17 protein-coding genes are annotated in these 15452 nt (G+C 71.9%); 6 read left to right on the top strand and 11 right to left on the bottom strand.

All coding sequences use genetic code 11. The annotated features are described in order from the left end of the window. Nucleotides 1-3: 3 nt before the first annotated feature. The 6 genes from KUF83_RS14170 to KUF83_RS14145 all read right to left on the bottom strand — a co-directional run bounded on the left by KUF83_RS14170 (nt 4) and on the right by KUF83_RS14145 (nt 3986). A complete protein-coding gene (locus KUF83_RS14170; protein WP_217455019.1) occupies nt 4-1026 on the bottom strand; it encodes a phosphotransferase family protein in 1023 nt (340 codons plus the stop codon). Between the two features lie 278 nt (nt 1027-1304). Then, on the bottom strand, nt 1305-1601 hold the full coding sequence (locus KUF83_RS14165; protein WP_217455018.1) for a hypothetical protein: 297 nt from the start codon (nt 1599-1601) through the stop codon (nt 1305-1307). Nucleotides 1602-1728: 127 nt separating this feature from the next. Beyond that, a complete protein-coding gene (locus KUF83_RS14160; protein WP_217455017.1) occupies nt 1729-2058 on the bottom strand; it encodes a DUF202 domain-containing protein in 330 nt (109 codons plus the stop codon). Beyond that, the gene (locus KUF83_RS14155; RefSeq protein WP_217455016.1) at nt 2055-2447 is read right to left on the bottom strand and encodes a DUF202 domain-containing protein; all 393 of its coding nucleotides are present in this window, start codon (nt 2445-2447) and stop codon (nt 2055-2057) included. The genes KUF83_RS14160 and KUF83_RS14155 overlap by 4 nt, the downstream gene beginning before the upstream one ends. A gap of 82 nt (nt 2448-2529) precedes the next feature. Continuing rightward, entirely contained in the window at nt 2530-3045 is a 516-nt protein-coding gene (locus tag KUF83_RS14150) for an NUDIX hydrolase (RefSeq protein WP_217455015.1), read from the bottom strand. Nucleotides 3046-3086: 41 nt separating this feature from the next. Next, nucleotides 3087-3986, bottom strand: a complete 900-nt coding sequence (locus tag KUF83_RS14145; protein ID WP_217455014.1) for a DMT family transporter — start codon at nt 3984-3986, stop codon at nt 3087-3089. Nucleotides 3987-4134: 148 nt separating this feature from the next. Here KUF83_RS14145 and KUF83_RS14140 point away from each other — a divergent pair, with 148 nt between their 5' ends. The 5 genes from KUF83_RS14140 to KUF83_RS14120 all read left to right on the top strand — a co-directional run bounded on the left by KUF83_RS14140 (nt 4135) and on the right by KUF83_RS14120 (nt 10073). Continuing rightward, nucleotides 4135-5790: an FAD-binding dehydrogenase gene (locus KUF83_RS14140; RefSeq protein WP_217455013.1), complete on the top strand. Its 1656-nt coding sequence runs from the start codon at nt 4135-4137 to the stop codon at nt 5788-5790. Nucleotides 5791-6013: 223 nt separating this feature from the next. After that, complete coding sequence (locus tag KUF83_RS14135) at nt 6014-6964, top strand: hypothetical protein (protein WP_217455012.1); 951 nt, start codon at nt 6014-6016, stop codon at nt 6962-6964. Nucleotides 6965-7009: 45 nt separating this feature from the next. Then, complete coding sequence (locus KUF83_RS14130; protein WP_217455011.1) at nt 7010-8575, top strand: APC family permease; 1566 nt, start codon at nt 7010-7012, stop codon at nt 8573-8575. 186 nt (nt 8576-8761) lie between these two features. Then, nucleotides 8762-9433: a molybdopterin-dependent oxidoreductase gene (locus KUF83_RS14125; protein ID WP_217455045.1), complete on the top strand. Its 672-nt coding sequence runs from the start codon at nt 8762-8764 to the stop codon at nt 9431-9433. Further along, nucleotides 9420-10073, top strand: a complete 654-nt coding sequence (locus KUF83_RS14120; RefSeq protein ID WP_217455010.1) for a cytochrome b/b6 domain-containing protein — start codon at nt 9420-9422, stop codon at nt 10071-10073. Before KUF83_RS14125 ends, KUF83_RS14120 begins: the two co-directional genes overlap by 14 nt. Nucleotides 10074-10169: 96 nt before the next feature. Here the strand turns inward: KUF83_RS14120 and KUF83_RS14115 are convergent, their stop codons facing one another. Genes KUF83_RS14115 through KUF83_RS14100 form a run of 4 tightly spaced genes read right to left on the bottom strand, consistent with a single transcriptional unit; the run spans nt 10170 to nt 13985 of the window. Beyond that, nucleotides 10170-11204, bottom strand: a complete 1035-nt coding sequence (locus tag KUF83_RS14115; protein ID WP_217455009.1) for an L-idonate 5-dehydrogenase — start codon at nt 11202-11204, stop codon at nt 10170-10172. A gap of 29 nt (nt 11205-11233) precedes the next feature. After that, entirely contained in the window at nt 11234-11992 is a 759-nt protein-coding gene (locus KUF83_RS14110) for an SDR family oxidoreductase (RefSeq protein WP_217455008.1), read from the bottom strand. A gap of 47 nt (nt 11993-12039) precedes the next feature. Continuing rightward, nucleotides 12040-13437 carry a gluconate:H+ symporter gene (locus tag KUF83_RS14105; protein WP_217455007.1) on the bottom strand — a complete coding sequence of 466 codons (1398 nt, stop codon included), beginning with the start codon at nt 13435-13437 and terminating at the stop codon, nt 12040-12042. A 38-nt stretch (nt 13438-13475) separates the two neighbouring features. Next, nucleotides 13476-13985 (bottom strand): gluconokinase, encoded by a 510-nt coding sequence (locus KUF83_RS14100; protein ID WP_217455006.1) that lies wholly within the window; start codon nt 13983-13985, stop codon nt 13476-13478. Between the two features lie 149 nt (nt 13986-14134). On the opposite strand from KUF83_RS14100, the gene KUF83_RS14095 reads away from it, so the two are divergent. After that, nucleotides 14135-14842, top strand: a complete 708-nt coding sequence (locus KUF83_RS14095) for a FadR/GntR family transcriptional regulator (RefSeq protein WP_217455005.1) — start codon at nt 14135-14137, stop codon at nt 14840-14842. Nucleotides 14843-14925: 83 nt separating this feature from the next. Here KUF83_RS14095 and KUF83_RS14090 read toward each other — a convergent pair whose 3' ends face one another. Then, on the bottom strand, nt 14926-15348 hold the full coding sequence (locus KUF83_RS14090; protein ID WP_217455004.1) for a YchJ family protein: 423 nt from the start codon (nt 15346-15348) through the stop codon (nt 14926-14928). Between the last annotated feature and the right edge of the window lie 104 nt (nt 15349-15452).

Here is a 15452-nt window from a genome sequence, read left to right as displayed (position 1 = left end):
CGGTCAGCCTTCCTGAAGAGTGGTCAGGCCGTGCTCGATGAACACGGGGACCAGGTCGCCGATGCGGTCGAAGCCCGCGCCGACGGTCTGGCCGAGCGTGTAGCGGTAGTGGATGCCCTCCAGGATCACGGCGAGCTTGAACCACGCGAACGCCGTGTACCAGGCGACGGCGGTCACGTCGCGCCCCGAGCGCGTGGCGTACCGCTCGATCAGCTCGGCCGGCTCCGGGTGCCCGGCGGCCGTGGCGGTCGTGGGGACGGGCGAGTCGGGCAGCCCCAGCGGCATGCTGTACATGACCAGCAGGCCCAGGTCGGTGAGCGGATCGCCCAGCGTGGACATCTCCCAGTCGAGGATCGCCTTGATCTCGTCGTCCTCGCCGATCAGCACGTTGTCGAGGCGGTAGTCGCCGTGCACGACGGTGGCCGTGGGGGAGCGCGGCAGGTCGCGCCCCAGCGCCGCGTGCAGCTCGTCGATCCCGGCCAGCTCACGGTTGCGGGAGGCGTCCAACTGCTTGCCCCAGCGCCGCAGTTGCCGGTCGAGGAAGCCCTCGGGCCGGCCGAAGTCGGCGAGGCCCACCTCGGCGGGGTCCACCGCGTGCAGTTCGACCAGCGTGTCGACGAGCCCCAGCACCGCGCCGCGTGTGCGCTCCGGGCCGAGCGGCGCGAGCTGCTCGGCGGTCCGGTAGGGCGTGCCCTCCACGAAGTCCATGACGTAGAAGGGCGCGCCCAGCACCTCCACGTCCTCGCACAGCAGGCGCGTACGCGGCACGGGCACGGCCGTCGGGTGCAGCGCGCTGATCACCCGGTGCTCGCGCTTCATGTCGTGCGCGGTCGCCAGTACGTGGCCCAGCGGCGGCCGGCGCACGACCCACTTGGCGGTGCCGTCCGTCACCGCGTACGTGAGGTTCGACCGTCCGCCCTCGATCAGCCGGCCGGTCAGGGGGCCGTGGACCAGCCCGGGCCGCTCACCGTCGAGCAGGCGGCGCAGCCGGTCGAGATCGAGACCCGGCGGGTGGTCTGCGCTCATCGTGTTTCCTCCGTACACCGGACATCAGGGCTCTCCATATGATGCCGACCGGTCGGTATGCCGTCCAGTGCGGGGACGAAAAGTGATCGGCGTCTCGGCCGCGAAGAACCCCCCGAACCGTGACGGCTCGGGGGGTTCCGTTGGTCCGCGCCCTGCGGTCGCTCGAGCCGACCGGGCGGATTCCGGTGCGGTGCGTCAGTGCCCCGAAGGGGCGTGGGGAACGGCGCGGCCGGCCGCAACGGGCCCGCAGTGGATGCACCGGACCTCCAGCGGGGCGCTCAGTGGTCGTCCCAGTGCCCGTCGTGCCGGGCGTGGCGATGACCGTCATGAACGTAGTCCACGTGGTCGCCGTGCGTCACGGCCGGGTGCCCGCAGTCGTCGCCGTGCTCGTGGCCGTGCCCGTCGTGGGCGATGTGGCCGCCCGGCTCGCACTCGTCCCAGTGCTCCGAGTGCTCGCGGTGCAGATGCCCGTCGTGCGCGTAGTCGACGTGGTCGCCGTGCGGTACCTCGGTGTGCCCGCAGCCGGGGCCGTGGGCGTGCTCGTGCGAGGTGTGTTCCTGGTGGAGGGTGGTCATGGTGCTCACCTTCGGAGGTGCGGAGTGTGACGCCGGTCAGGCTAGCCACATGTACAGCAACATATCCGCCCAAACCGGATCGTGCGGTGTCGTGGCTGCCCCGGAGGGGCGCAGGGGGTCCGGAACCTCACAGGACGAGCGCCACGGCGCAGAGCGCCAGGGCGATCGTGCACAGGGCGGCGGTGCTCGCGTGCCTCGGCGTGAACGCCGTCGGCGGCACGCCCTCGGACAGGGTGCGAATCCGCCGGTGCGCCACGGCGAGGAATCCCAGCCACAGCCCGCAGCACAGCGCGCACACCACGATCGCCGTCGCGCTCGGCCCCTCGCGCAGGGCGGACTTCCCGGCGAGCACGGCGACCACGGTCGCCGCGAGGGTCGTACGCCGCCAGGCCAGGCGCGTCCGCTCCGGCTGCAGGCCGGGGTCCCGCCCCCCGGACTCCAGGGGGCCGGCCGTCACCCCTCCCACCCGACCAGCACGACGACGATCATCGCGACGGCCACCAGGGCCACTGCGATGCTCAGCAGCGCCGGGAAACGGGACACCGGCAGGTCCTCGCCCCGGCGCATGGCGCGCTCGCAGCGGACCCAGTGGTTCACCGAGCGCAGCGCGCACAGCACCCCGGCGGCCAGCAGTCCGAGCGCCAGCCCGGCCCGCCACGCCCACCGCAGATCGGGCAGGAACTGGTCCACGGCGAAGCCGCCGCCGATCAGGGCCAGCGAGGTCCGCAGCCACGCCAGGAACGTCCGTTCGTTCGCCAGCGAGAAGCGGTAGTCGGGGGTGCCGCCCTCCTCCTTGATCCGCTCGGGCGCGAACCACAGCCGGACGGTCTGCACGAAATGGATCACATCGGTGACCCTACCGGGGGCCGCGAACCCCTCGGCGGCGCGGGGAACCACGTGATCATCCCCGCTCGATTGCGGACGACGCTCAGCCCGTCTCCCGCAGAGCCCGCAGCCGCTCGTACGCGGCCAGCCCGTCCGGTACCCATTCCCACTCCGTCAGCCGCTCCCGCACCTCGGCCTCCGGCAGGAACGCGTGCCAGGCGACCTCCTCCACCTGGGGACGCACCGGCATCGGGCACCGCACCTCGTACACGGCCGACCACCAGCTCCTCCCGGAGCCGTCCTCGTACAGGAACTTGAACAGGAACTCCGGACGGGCGAGTCCCCGGACACCGAGTTCCTCCTCGGCCTCCCGCAGGGCCGCGTCGGCGTAGCTCTCGCCGGCGCCGACGACGCCGCCCACGAACATGTCGTACAGGGAGGGGAAGACCAGCTTGTCCGGCGTGCGCCGGTGCACGAAGAGCCGCCCGGCGGCGTCCCTGACCTGGATGAACGCGCATCGATGCCGCAGCCCGCGCGCGTACACGTCCCCGCGTCGCGCTTGGCCCACCACCACGTCGTGCTCGTCGACGACGTCGAGAATCTCGTCAGCTGAACTCATCCGGTCATCAAAGCAGCAGGCGCACAGCGGCACGCCGCACGTCAGCGCGGCTGCAGGTCCCGCTGCCGCTGCCGCTGCCCGGGCACGGTGCCGCTCGGCATCGCGGGGTGCAGTCCGAGCAGGACGACGCCCACCACGATCCCGGCAAGACCCGCGGCCTCCCAGGCCAGCGCCCCGGAGCCGGTCCGCAGCCGGTCGCCGAGGAAGCCCACCCCGCACGCGATGCCGGCGAGCGGCTGGGCGGCGGTGAGCGCGGGCAGCGACATCCGCAGCGGCGCGGTCTCGAAGGCGCTCTGCACGAGGACGAGCCCCGTGACCCCGAGGGCGACGACCCCGTACACCTGCCATCCGGTGGCGAGCGACACCCATCCACCCTCCGAGAAGCGCTGTCCGCTCACCCGGGTGAGCGCGTCCTGCACCCCGTACAGCAGCCCGGCCGCGGCCCCGAGCAGCGCCGGTCCCGCGCTCATCACGGACCGCTTGGCGTACACGGTCAGCAGCAGCGCGAGTCCGAGCATCACTCCGATGATCAGCCATTGCCGCACCGGGTCGGAGACGGCGTCGCCGCCCCTCGGCCGCCCGGCGACGATGAAGGCCGTCACGCCGCCGGCGAGGAGCAGCAGGCCTGCCCATCCCTGCCGGCCGAGCGGCCGGCGGGTCTGGCGCCGGGAGAGCAGGAGAGCGAACAGGAGATTCGTCGCGAGGAGCGGCTCGACCAGGGACACCTCGCCGTGGGACAGCGCGATCGCGCCGAGCACCATGCCCACCACCATGAACCCGATGCCGCCCAGCCAGCGGGGCACCCGCACCAGGTCCAGGAGCAGCCGGGGGGAGAGGAAGTCGCCCAGGGGCGCGCGGGCCGCCGCGTTCTGCTGGAGGACGAAGCCGATGCCCAGGCAGCAGGCCGCGCCGACGGCGAGGACGAGGACGAGAACCGACACGCTGCGTACCTCAAGACTTCGGACGGTGACGGGCGAGGTGTGGGTGTCGACCGACTGTAGCCCGGGCGCCCGGAACCGGCAGTTGACTGGGTCACTCCGGTGCCCAAGGATCTGACCGACCGGTAACAAGGCCTAGGAGGACCTGCTCATGGCGTACGACGCAGACGTGATCGTGATCGGAGCGGGCCTCGCGGGGCTCGCGGCGACCGCGGAGCTCGTCGACGCGGGGCGCAAGGTGATCCTCCTCGACCAGGAGCCGGAGCAGTCGATCGGCGGCCAGGCGCACTGGTCGTTCGGCGGCCTGTTCTTCGTGAACTCCCCCGAACAGCGCCGGATGCGCATCAAGGACAGCCACGCGCTGGCCCTCCAGGACTGGATGGGCACCGCCGGGTTCGACCGCGCCGAGGACCACTGGCCCCGCCGGTGGGCCGAGGCGTACGTCGACTTCGCGGCCGGTGAGAAGCGGAGCTGGCTGCACAAGCAGGGCGTCCGCTGGTTCCCGGTGGTCGGCTGGGCCGAGCGCGGCGGCTACGACGCCAATGGGCACGGCAACTCCGTGCCGCGCTTCCACATCACCTGGGGCACGGGCCCGGGGCTCGTCGCCCCCTTCGAGCGCCGGGTCCGCGAGGGCGTCGCGCGGGGTCTCGTACAGCTCAGGTTCCGCCACCGGGTCACGGGCCTGTCCCGCAGCGCGGGCACCGTCGACACCGTGAGCGGGGAGGTGCTGGAGCCGTCGGGCGTCGAGCGCGGCAGGGCCAGCAGCCGCACCGTCGCCGGCGCCTTCGAGTTCCGGGCGCAGGCGGTGATCGTCACCTCGGGCGGTATCGGCGGCAACCACGAGCTCGTCCGCGCCAACTGGCCGGAGCGGCTGGGGACTCCGCCCGAGCGGATGATCTCCGGCGTGCCCGCGCACGTGGACGGCGAGATGCTCGCCATCGCGGAGGGCTCCGGCGCCCGTCTGATCAACCGCGACCGCATGTGGCACTACACCGAGGGCATCCAGAACTGGAACCCCATCTGGGAGAACCACGGCATCCGCATCCTGCCCGGCCCCTCGTCCCTGTGGCTGGACGCCCGCGGCAACCGGCTGCCCGTACCGCTGTTCCCGGGCTTCGACACGCTCGGCACCCTCGAACACATCATGAAGACCGGGTACGACTACACGTGGTTCGTGCTCGACCAGAAGATCATCGGCAAGGAGTTCGCGCTCTCCGGATCCGAGCAGAACCCCGACCTCACCGGCAAGTCCGTCAAGGGCGTCTTCCAGCGCGCTCGGGCCGATGTGCCGGGCCCGGTACAGGCGTTCATGGACAAGGGCGCCGACTTCGTCGTCGAGAAGGACCTGGGCGCACTCGTCCGCGGCATGAACGCGCTCACCAAGGAGCCACTCATCGACGAGGCCGCGCTGCGGCGCGAGATCACCTCGCGCGACCGGGAGATCGCCAACCCGTTCACCAAGGACCTCCAGGTGACGGCGGTCCGCGGTGCCCGCGCCTACCTCGGCGACAAGCTGATCCGCACGGCCACCCCGCACCGCATCCTCGACCCGAAGGCCGGGCCGCTCATCGCCGTGCGCCTCAACATCCTCACCCGCAAGACACTCGGCGGCCTGGAGACCGATCTCTCGTCCCGCGTGCTGACCGAGGGCGGCGACCCGCTGTCCGGGGTGTACGCGGCGGGGGAGGCGGCCGGGTTCGGCGGCGGCGGGGTGCACGGCTACCGGTCCCTGGAGGGCACGTTCCTCGGCGGCTGCCTGTTCTCCGGGCGTACGGCGGGGCGGGCCGCGGCGAAGGCCGTGAACTGACGGGGCCTTGGCGGGCAATGACGACCGGTCGAACGGCGGGACCAACTCACAGTACCCGGCGGTAGTTTGAGGCGTGTCTGCAACCTGTCAGACCTTGACGTGAACCCTTGGTGGGGGGTTGGCTGTCCGTGATCGACCGCTGACAAAACCAGTCATCGGTGAATGTCAACCGGTTGCACAAAACAGACACTGAATTACCGCGTCGTGTGAGGAAGTTCCCGCGGTGTCTCCACCCCCTCCACCCCTCGGCCGTGCCCGCAAGCGCGCGGCCCAGGCCTTCGACGCCGCACTGGACGACGCCGAACTCGTCGCCGCCCGTGCCGCGTTGGCCCAGGGCCGGTGGACCGCCGTACGTTCCCTGCTGGTCGAGACCGGCGACGACTGGGACCGTCGCGGGCACCGCGTCACGACGCTCGCGCAGGAGAGCGGCACGCTGGCCTGGGCCCGCGACTGGCAGCTCGCCGAACCCGAGTCGGGGGACGCCGCGGTGCTGCTCGCCGTCGCCACCGTCCAACGCGCCCTGAACGGCAAGGAGAAGCCCACCAGGGCGCGTGAGGCGTGCCGCAGCGCGGCGGCGGCCGTGCCCGCCGACCCCACGCCCTGGCTCGGGCTGCTGATGCTGGAGCGTGTCCTCGGCGCCGAGCAGGACGTGGTCCAGCTCTTCGACGAGGTCCGGCACCGGTACCCCGACCACCACCACGCCCATCACCTGATGGTGGCCCGGCTGGCCGAGCGGCGCCCCGACGCCGGGCAGGACCCGCTGCACGAGGTCTACGACTTCGCGACCTGGTCCGCCGAACAGGCGCCCGCCGACTCGCCGCTGGCGATCCTGCCCGTCGTCGCGCACGCCGAGCGCTTCCGGGTGCTGGCCGCCGCGGGCAGCGAACCCGCCGACCCCGTGGCGTCCGGGCACTGGGTCGGCCGGCGGGCCCGGCAGGTGATGAAGACGGCCTTCGACTGGTGGCTGGAGTGGGAGCGCGACGACCATCCGCGCAGCCAGCTCGACCTCAACTTCCTCGCCCACGCCAAGTTCTGCGAGGGCCGGGGCGCCGAGGCGGCCGCCCTGTTCCACCGCATCGGATCGCACGCGACCCCCGTTCCGTGGTCGTACCCCGACCGAGACCCGCACAAGGCCTTCCGTGCCGCACGCGACAGCGTGCTCGGCACGGTCTGAACAAACGCCCCAGCACATCGCAGCCCCCGAAAGGACAACCCCGCCATGACGACGGGCAGTTCGCATACCTCAAGTGCGTCGAGCAAGAGCAGACAGACCGCCGCGGACAGCGGCATCAGCACCTTCAAGGGCCAGGACCGGGCGCTGCGCTCCGACCGGCTCGGCACGGGGGGCCTGTTGCTCTCCGTGCTCGCGGCGACCGCCCCGCTCATGGTGGTCGCGGGTGTCATGCCCACTACATTCGCGGTGATGGGCATCGTCGGCCAGCCACTGCTCTTCGTCCTGCTCGGCGTCGTGCTCGTCCTCTTCAGCGTCGGGTACGCCGAGATGAGCCGCCACGTCCACAACGCGGGCGCCTTCTACGCGTACATCTCCCGGGGACTCGGCGGCATGGCGGGCTCGGGGGCCGCGGCCGTCGCACTCGTCGCGTACAACGCGCTCCAGATCGGCATCTACGGCATCTTCGGCTTCGAGGTGTCCGGCCTGTTCGCCACCTACCTCGACGTCGAAGTCGCCTGGTGGATACCGGCGTTGGCGGCCGCGCTCCTCGTCGGCGCACTCGGCTGGCTGAAGATCGACGTCAACGCGCGCGTGCTCGGGGTGCTGCTGCTCATCGAGGTCGCGCTCGTCGTCATCTTCGACATCGCGGCCGTCGCCGACCCCGCCAAGGAAGGCCTGTCGCTGCACGCCTTCAACCCGGACACCCTCACGGGAGCGGGCCTCGGCACCGCCCTGTGCTTCTGCATCGCCGCGTTCCTCGGCTTCGAACAGGCCCCGGTATACGCGGAGGAGACCAGCCGGCCGCACATCCTGGTCCCGCGCGTGATGTTCCTCGCGATCGGCTTCGTCGCCGTGTTCTTCGCGCTCAGCTCCTGGGCGCTGACCGTCGCCGCGGGCCCCTCCGGGATCGTGGGCGCCGCCCAGAAGCAGAGCGCCGGGCTGCTCTTCCACCTCACCGAGTCACGGCTCGGCGGGACCTTCACCGACGTGCTCCACATCCTGTTCGTGACCGGCATGTTCGCCGCGATGCTCAGCTTCCACAACGTCGTCGCCCGGTACGCCTTCGCCATGGGCCGGGAAGGTCTGCTGCCCTCCGTCTTCGGCCGGACCACCGGCGCGAGCGGCGCGCCCGGCACGGGCTCGCTGCTCCAGTCCGTCATCGCCGTGGTGGTCGTGGCCGCGTTCGCCGTCGCCGACGACAAGCCGGTCGGCGACCCGACCGCGCCCGTCCTGCAGCTCTTCACCTGGATGGGCAACGTCGGCGCGCTCGGCGTCATCGTGCTGATGGCCGCTGCCTCGCTCTCCGTCATCGTCTTCTTCGCCCGCAGGGGCGCCGCGGCCGCCCAGGCCTGGCGCCTGGCCTGCTCGGTGATCGCGGGGGTCTCGCTCCTCGTCATCGCGGTCTACACCGTCAAGGACTTCGACGTCCTCGTGGGAGCCGGACCCGGCTCCTCGCTGAGCTGGGTACTGCCCGGCATCATCGTGCTGGCCGCCGCCGCGGGCGTGCTCCAGGGCCTGTTCCTGCGCGCCCGCAAGCCCGAGGCCTACGCCGGGATCGGCCTCGGCAACGAGGCGTTCCAGCTGGACAAGGCGGCCGGGCCCGACGCCTGAGCACCCGGCCCCCCGGCCGTCCCGCTCCTGAGAAACCCGTAAGAAAGATTACGGAACACTGACGAGCACCCCCGGCCCCTGGCTTCCCGGGGCCGGGGGTGCTCGAATCGGTGTGTGAACCCGGAACTGTCGTCAGCGGCCGCGGGCGAACCCGAGGAGGGCGGAGCCCCGGTGGGGCGCCGGCTCATGCTCGGGATGCTCGGGCTCGGTGCCCTGGGCGTGGTGACCGCGCCCACCCTCCAGCGAGGCCTGGAGTCCTTCCTCGGCGGCGCCGCGGACAAGGACCCCACCGGCCTGACCGGCCTCCTCCCCAACGGCGGCGGCTTCCGCTACTACTCGGTCACCTCCTCCGTCCCGCACAAGGACGAGGACTCGTACCGTCTGAAGATCGACGGCCTGGTCGACCGCCCCGGCACCTACACCCTGGCCGACCTGCGGGCCCTGCCGCAGACCCGGATGGTCCGCGACGTCCAGTGCGTCACCGGCTGGCGGGTGCCGGACACGCCCTTCGAGGGCGTACGGCTGTCCCGGTTGCTGGACGCCGCGGGGGTGCGCTCCTCGGCCGGTGCGGTGCGCTTCACCTGCTTCGACGGCGCGTACTCGGAGAGCCTGACCCTGTCCCAGGCCCGCCGCGCCGACGTCCTCGTCGCCCTGCGCATGCAGGACAAGGACCTGAACCACTCCCACGGCGGCCCGGTCCGCCTCTACGTGGCCCCCATGTACTTCTACAAGTCGGCGAAATGGCTGTCCGGCATCACCGTCACGTCGGACGTCCGCCCCGGCTACTGGGAGGAGCGGGGCTACGACGTGGACGCGTGGGTGGGCCGATCGAACGGACGGGACGATGACGCGACCTGAGATCGACGCCTCGCGGCCCCCGGACACCGGCGAGCGCTTCGCGGCCTCGGTCCGCGTGCGCCGCTTCTCGCCCGCCGAACGGTGGGTGCACCGGGCGACGGCCCTCCTGATGGGGCTGTGCGTCCTGACCGCGGCCTGCCTCTACCTGCCCCAGCTCGCCGAACTCGTCGGCCGCCGCGCGCTGGTCGTCACCGTGCACGAGTGGTCGGGGCTGCTGACTCCGGTGCCCGTCCTCGCCGGGCTCGTCTCGCGCGCCTTCCGGGCGGACCTGCGGCTGCTCAACCGCTTCGGGCCGCACGACCGCGTCTGGCTGCGTTCCGCGCTGCGCCGTGACGCACGGCCCGGGGCGCGGCCCGCCGGGAAGTTCAACGCCGGGCAGAAGACGTACGCGGCGTGGATCGCCGGTGCCGTCCTGGTCATGCTCGGCACGGGGCTGCTGATGTGGTTCACCCACCTCGCCCCGCTGGTCTGGCGCACGAGCGCGACCTTCGTCCACGACTGGCTCGCGCTGGCCATCGGCATCGTCCTCGCGGGGCACATCGGGATGGCCCTCGCCCGCCCGGAGTCCCGGCGGGGCCTGCGGACGGGGTCGGTCAGCCGCGAGTGGGCGGAGCGGGAACACCCGCTGTGGCGGCCCTAGCGCCGGTCTCCGGCGCGCCGCGTCCTGACGAAGGTGTGCGGAGGCGCGCGGGTCGTGCGTGGCAGGGCGCGCGGATCCCCGCGCCCCTTCCAGGACTCAGGCGTCGTCCCCGAAGTCCAGCAGGACCTTGCAGGACTCGGCGCGGTCCGCCGCGAGGGCGAACGCCGACTCCGCCTCGCCCAGCGGGACCACCGCGCTGATCAGCCGGTCGAGACGCGGCTGCCCGGCGAGGAGCGTGAGCGCCTCGTCGAACTCCCCGTCGAAGCGGAAGGCTCCCCGCAGTTCGATCTCACGGCTGACGACGAGGTTGCCGGCGAAGAGGCTCTGGCCGGGTGGCAGCATGCCGAGCTGGACGACGACCCCGCCGCGCCGCACCAGGCGCAGGCAGGTGTCCAGCCCGGCGGCGACGCCGGAGGCCTCGACGGCCGCGTCCACCTCGGCGGGCCAGTCGGGCGAGGAGGGCACATCCGCGCGTACGGCCGTGTCCGCGCCGGCCGCCACCGCGTACTCCAGGGCCCGCGGCAGCAGGTCCGTGACCGTCACCCGCGCGGCGCCCGCCGCCTTCGCCGCCGCGACGACCAGACAGCCGATGGGACCGGCGCCGGTCACGAGGACGTGCTTCCCGGAGAGGTCACCGGCCCGTCGTACCGCGTGCAGGGCGACCGACAGCGGTTCGGCCAACGCGGCCCGCCGCAGGGGCAGTCCGGCGGGCAGCGGCCTCAACTGCTCGGCCGGGACCACGACCTGGGCCGCGAATCCGCCCTGGACGTGCGGGGTGCGGGCCGCGCTGCCGAGGTAACGGGTGTCACGGCACACGTTCCGGCGGCCCGCGGCGCACTCCGGGCACACCCCGCACGGTGTGGCCGGGTGCACGGCGACGGCCGTACCCGGTGCGGGAAGGCCCCTGCCGCCGCCTCCGTACGAGAGCACGGTGCCGACGACCTCGTGACCGAGGACCATCGGCTCGCGGAGCCGGAAGTCGCCGACCCCGCCGTGGCGCCAGTAGTGGAGATCGGATCCGCACACCCCGCCGTACCGTACGGCGACGAGTGCCTCGCCGGGTCCGGCGAAGGGAGCCGGGAGGTCCTCCACGCGCAGGTCCCCCTGGCCGTGGATCACGCAACCGAGCATCGGGAAAGCCCCTTTCAGGCTCTGCGGACTCACAGGACGCTGGTCATGCCGCCGTCGACGTACAGCACCTGACCGCTGACGAAGTCCGCCGCCGGGGAGGCGAGGAACAGCACGCCGCCCACCAGGTCCTCCGTGCGCCCCCAGCGGCCGGCCGGGGTCCGCCGTCGGACCCATGCGCTGAACTCGGGGTCGTCGACGAGGGGTTGGGTGAGTTCGGTCTCGATGTAGCCGGGGCCGAGCCCGTTCACCTGGACCCCGCAGGGCCCCCAGTCGGCGCACATGCCCTTGGTGAGCATCTTCAGCGCGCCCTTGGTGGCGGCGTACGGCGCGATCCCGGGCCGTGCCACCTCGCTCTGCAGCGAGCAGATGTTGACGATCTTGCCGTGGCCGCGCGCCGTCATGCCCCGTGCGGCCTCGCGGCCCACGAGGAACGCGCTCGTCAGGTTGGTGTCGAGGATGCGGTGCCAGTCGGCGTCGGCGAACTCCAGGAGCGGCGCCCGCAGTTGCATTCCCGCGTTGTTGACGAGGATGTCCAGCGGACCCACCCGCTCCTCGACGTCCGCCATCCCGGCCGCGACCGACGGTCCGTCGGTGACGTCGAAGGCGGCGGTGTGGATCTCGCCGGGCAGTTCCGCGGCGGCCGCGGCGAGCCGGCCGGTGTCGCGGCCGTGGAGCACCACCGTGCAGCCCGCCTCCGCGAGGCCCCGGGCCAGCGCGAGGCCGATGCCCCGGCTGGACCCGGTGACCAGCGCGGTGCGGCCGGTGATGTCGAAGAGGGGATGAGTCATCGACGTGACTTTCTGTTCGGGTCGGCCGGACCGGCTGTCGAAGCCGGCTAGATCACCAGCGACAGCAGCATGACCAGGCCTCCGGCGACCACCGAGATGATGGTCTCCATGACCGACCAGGTCTTGATGGTCTGGCCGACGCTGAGGCCGAAGTACTCCTTGACCAGCCAGAAACCGGCGTCGTTCACATGGCTGAAGAACAGCGAACCGGCCCCGATCGCGAGGACGAGCAGCGAGGCGTGCGCGGTCGACATGTCGGCCGCGAGCGGTGCGACGAGACCGGCCGCCGAGATGGTGGCGACGGTCGCCGAACCGGTCGCGAGCCGGATCGCCACCGCGATCAGCCAGGCCAGCAGCAGCGCGGGGATCGACCAGTCCTTGGAGATGTCCAGGATCATCTGGCCCACACCGGAGTCGATGAGCGTCTGCTTGAAGCCGCCGCCCGCGCCGACGATCAGCAGGATGCCCGCGATCGGCGCGAGGGACTTCTCGACGGTCGAGGAGATCCTGTCCTTGGTGAACCCGGCCGCCCGCCCGAGGGTGAAGAGGGCGACGAGCACGGCGGCGAGCAGGGCGATCAGCGGCGAGCCGATCACGTCGAAGACCCGCTGGACCATGTTGTCCGGGTCGTCGATGACGATGTCCACCAGCGCCTTGGCCAGCATCAGGACGACCGGCAGCAGCACGGTGGCGATGGTGACGCCGAAGCCGGGGCGCTTCTCCAGGTCCTCGGAGGCGCGCTGGGGGATCATCTTCTCCGGGGCGGGGACGTCGACCCAGCGGGCCGCGTACTTGGAGAAGAGCGGGCCCGCGATGATCACCGTCGGGATCGCGACCAGGATGCCGAGGGCGAGGGTGACACCGAGGTTCGCCTTGACCGCGTCGATCGCGACCAGCGGACCGGGGTGCGGCGGGATCAGCCCGTGCATCACGGACAGACCCGCGAGCGCCGGGATGCCGATGCGCATCAGCGAGTAGTTGCCCCGCTTGGCGACCATGAGCACGACCGGGATGAGCAGCACGATGCCGACCTCGAAGAACAGCGGCAGCCCGATCACCGAGGCGATCAGCACCATCGCCCAGGGCATCGAGCGACCGCTCGCCCTGGCGAGGATCGTGTCGACGATCTGGTCGGCGCCGCCGGAGTCCGCGAGGAGCTTGCCGAGTATCGCGCCGAGCGCGATCAGCACGCCCACGCCTGCGACGGTCGAACCGAGACCGGACGAGAAACTGGCGATCGCCTTGTCGAGCGGGGCCCCGGCGAAGGCACCGAGCGCCAGTGACCCGATGGTCAGCGCGAGGAAGGCGTGCAGCCTGAACTTGGTGATGAGCAGGACGATGACGGCGATGCCCGCCAGAACGGCGATGCCCAGCTGAGCGTGGCCCGCCGAGGTGATCGGCTCGACGGGGTCCGCTGCCAGCATCTCGACGCTGAGTCTGGTCACGGTGCTTTTCCTTGGGTGGGAGGGGGAGTTTGTGGGGGTTACCGGGGGAGGCCGCGCAGCGCGGCCACAGCCCGGTCGGTGATCTCGTCGGGGCTGCCGGACACATCCACGGCGACACCCGTCTCGTCCGCCTGGAGCGGCTGGAGGGTGGCGAACTGGGAGTCGAGGAGCGCCGTGGGCATGAAGTGGCCCTTGCGGTGCGCCATCCGGTCCTCGATGAGCTCACGGTCACCGGTGAGGTGGACGAAGACGACGTCGGGCGCGGCCGACCTGATGCGGTCGCGGTAGTCCCGCTTCAGCGCGGAGCAGCTGACCACACCGCCGAGACCGGCCCGCCCGTGGGCCCAGGCGCCGATGGCGTCCAGCCAGGGAGCGCGGTCCTCGTCGGTGAGGGGGGTCCCGGCCGTCATCTTGGCGATGTTGGACTCGGGGTGGAAGTCGTCGGCCTCGGCGTAGGGAACGCCGAGACGGCCCGCCAGCAGGGGTCCGATGGTGGTCTTGCCCGTGCCTGCCACACCCATGACCACGACGACGTGGGGGGTAGTCATTGCTGCCTCGCTGTCTTCTTCGACATCGGATGAACGTCAGGTGCCGCATCCGTCACGACACTGAAACCCATAGGTCAGATGAATTCAAGAGTCTGAGACATATAAGTCTGACTTTTTGTTCCCCCGCTTCGCCTCGTAGGCTGAGCCTCATGAGCACACCGGGCCGGGGGCTGCACGGCCATGTACTGGAGAGCCTCGGTCCCTCGATCACCGCGGGCGAGTACCCCGCGGGCAGCGTGCTGCGCACCGACGAACTGGCGCAGCGGTTCGAGGTGTCACGCTCCGTGATGCGCGAAGCCGTGCGTGTCCTGGAGTCGATGCACCTGGTCGAGTCCCGGCGCCGCGTCGGTGTGACCGTGCGTCCCGCGCACGAGTGGAACGTCTACGACCCCCAGGTCATCCGGTGGCGTCTGGCGGGCGCCGACCGGCCGCGTCAGCTGCGCTCGCTGACCGTGCTGCGCTGCGCCGTGGAGCCCGTCGCCGCGGGCCTCGCCGCCAAGTACGCCACGGCCGAGCAGTGCGCCGAACTCACCGAGTGCGCCCTCGGCATGGTGGCCAACTCACGCGGCCACAAGCTGGAGGGGTACCTCGTCCACGACATCGCCTTCCACCGGATCGTGCTGCGGGCGTCGGGCAACGAGATGTTCGCCCGGCTCGGCGACGTCGTCGCGGAGGTCCTGGCGGGCCGCACCCACCACCAGGTGATGTTCGAGGACCCCGACCCGGCCGCGGTCACCCTGCACGTGCAGGTCGCGGAGGCCGTCCGCGCCGGTGACGCGGTCCGGGCGGAGGAGCTGACCCGGGAGGTCGTGCTGGGCGCCCTCCAGGAGCTGGACATCCTCAGCCCGGAGTCCTGAGCCGGAGCCCCGACTCCCTTGCCTCGTAAGGGAGTTGCGCGCCTGCGGGCGCGTCGCGCAGTTCCCCGCACCACTTGAAGGGGCTACTCGCCGATGTCCCCGTCGACGTACACCCAGGCCCCTTCGACGCGCTCGAAGCGGCTGTGCTCCTGCAGCGAGCCGCCGGCGTAGGACGCGCGGAAGGTCACGGTGCCGGTGCCGTGGAAGGCCGAGCCCTCGCTCGTACCGAGGATCTCCAGACCGCTCCACCGCATGGCCGGATCGAACTCCACCCGGGCGGGCCGGGTGCGCGGATGCCAGGTCCGCAGCAGGTACGCCTCGTCGCACCGCACGAACGCGCAGTAGCGCGAGCGCATCAGCGCCTCGGCGGTCGGTGCCGTCGCCCGGCCCTCATGGAACCGGCCGCAGCACTCCTCGTACGTTCCCGCGAGACCGCAGGGGCAGGAGGGGTTCCGCGCGGGGACGGAACGGCGCCGGTCACGGGACTGAGGAGTGCGTCGGGACATGAACGCCATTCTCCCGCACCACCGCCCGGGCCAATTCCCGCGCCCCGTCAGGGGCGCGGGGAACCGCGCGACCAGCCGCGGACGGCCCGCACACCGGTGACGGC

This window comes from Streptomyces sp. BV286 (assembly GCF_019090165.1).
GTDB lineage: Bacteria > Actinomycetota > Actinomycetes > Streptomycetales > Streptomycetaceae > Streptomyces.
Note: the sequence above shows the minus strand (reverse complement) of the source record. Positions and strands in the feature narration are given on the sequence as shown.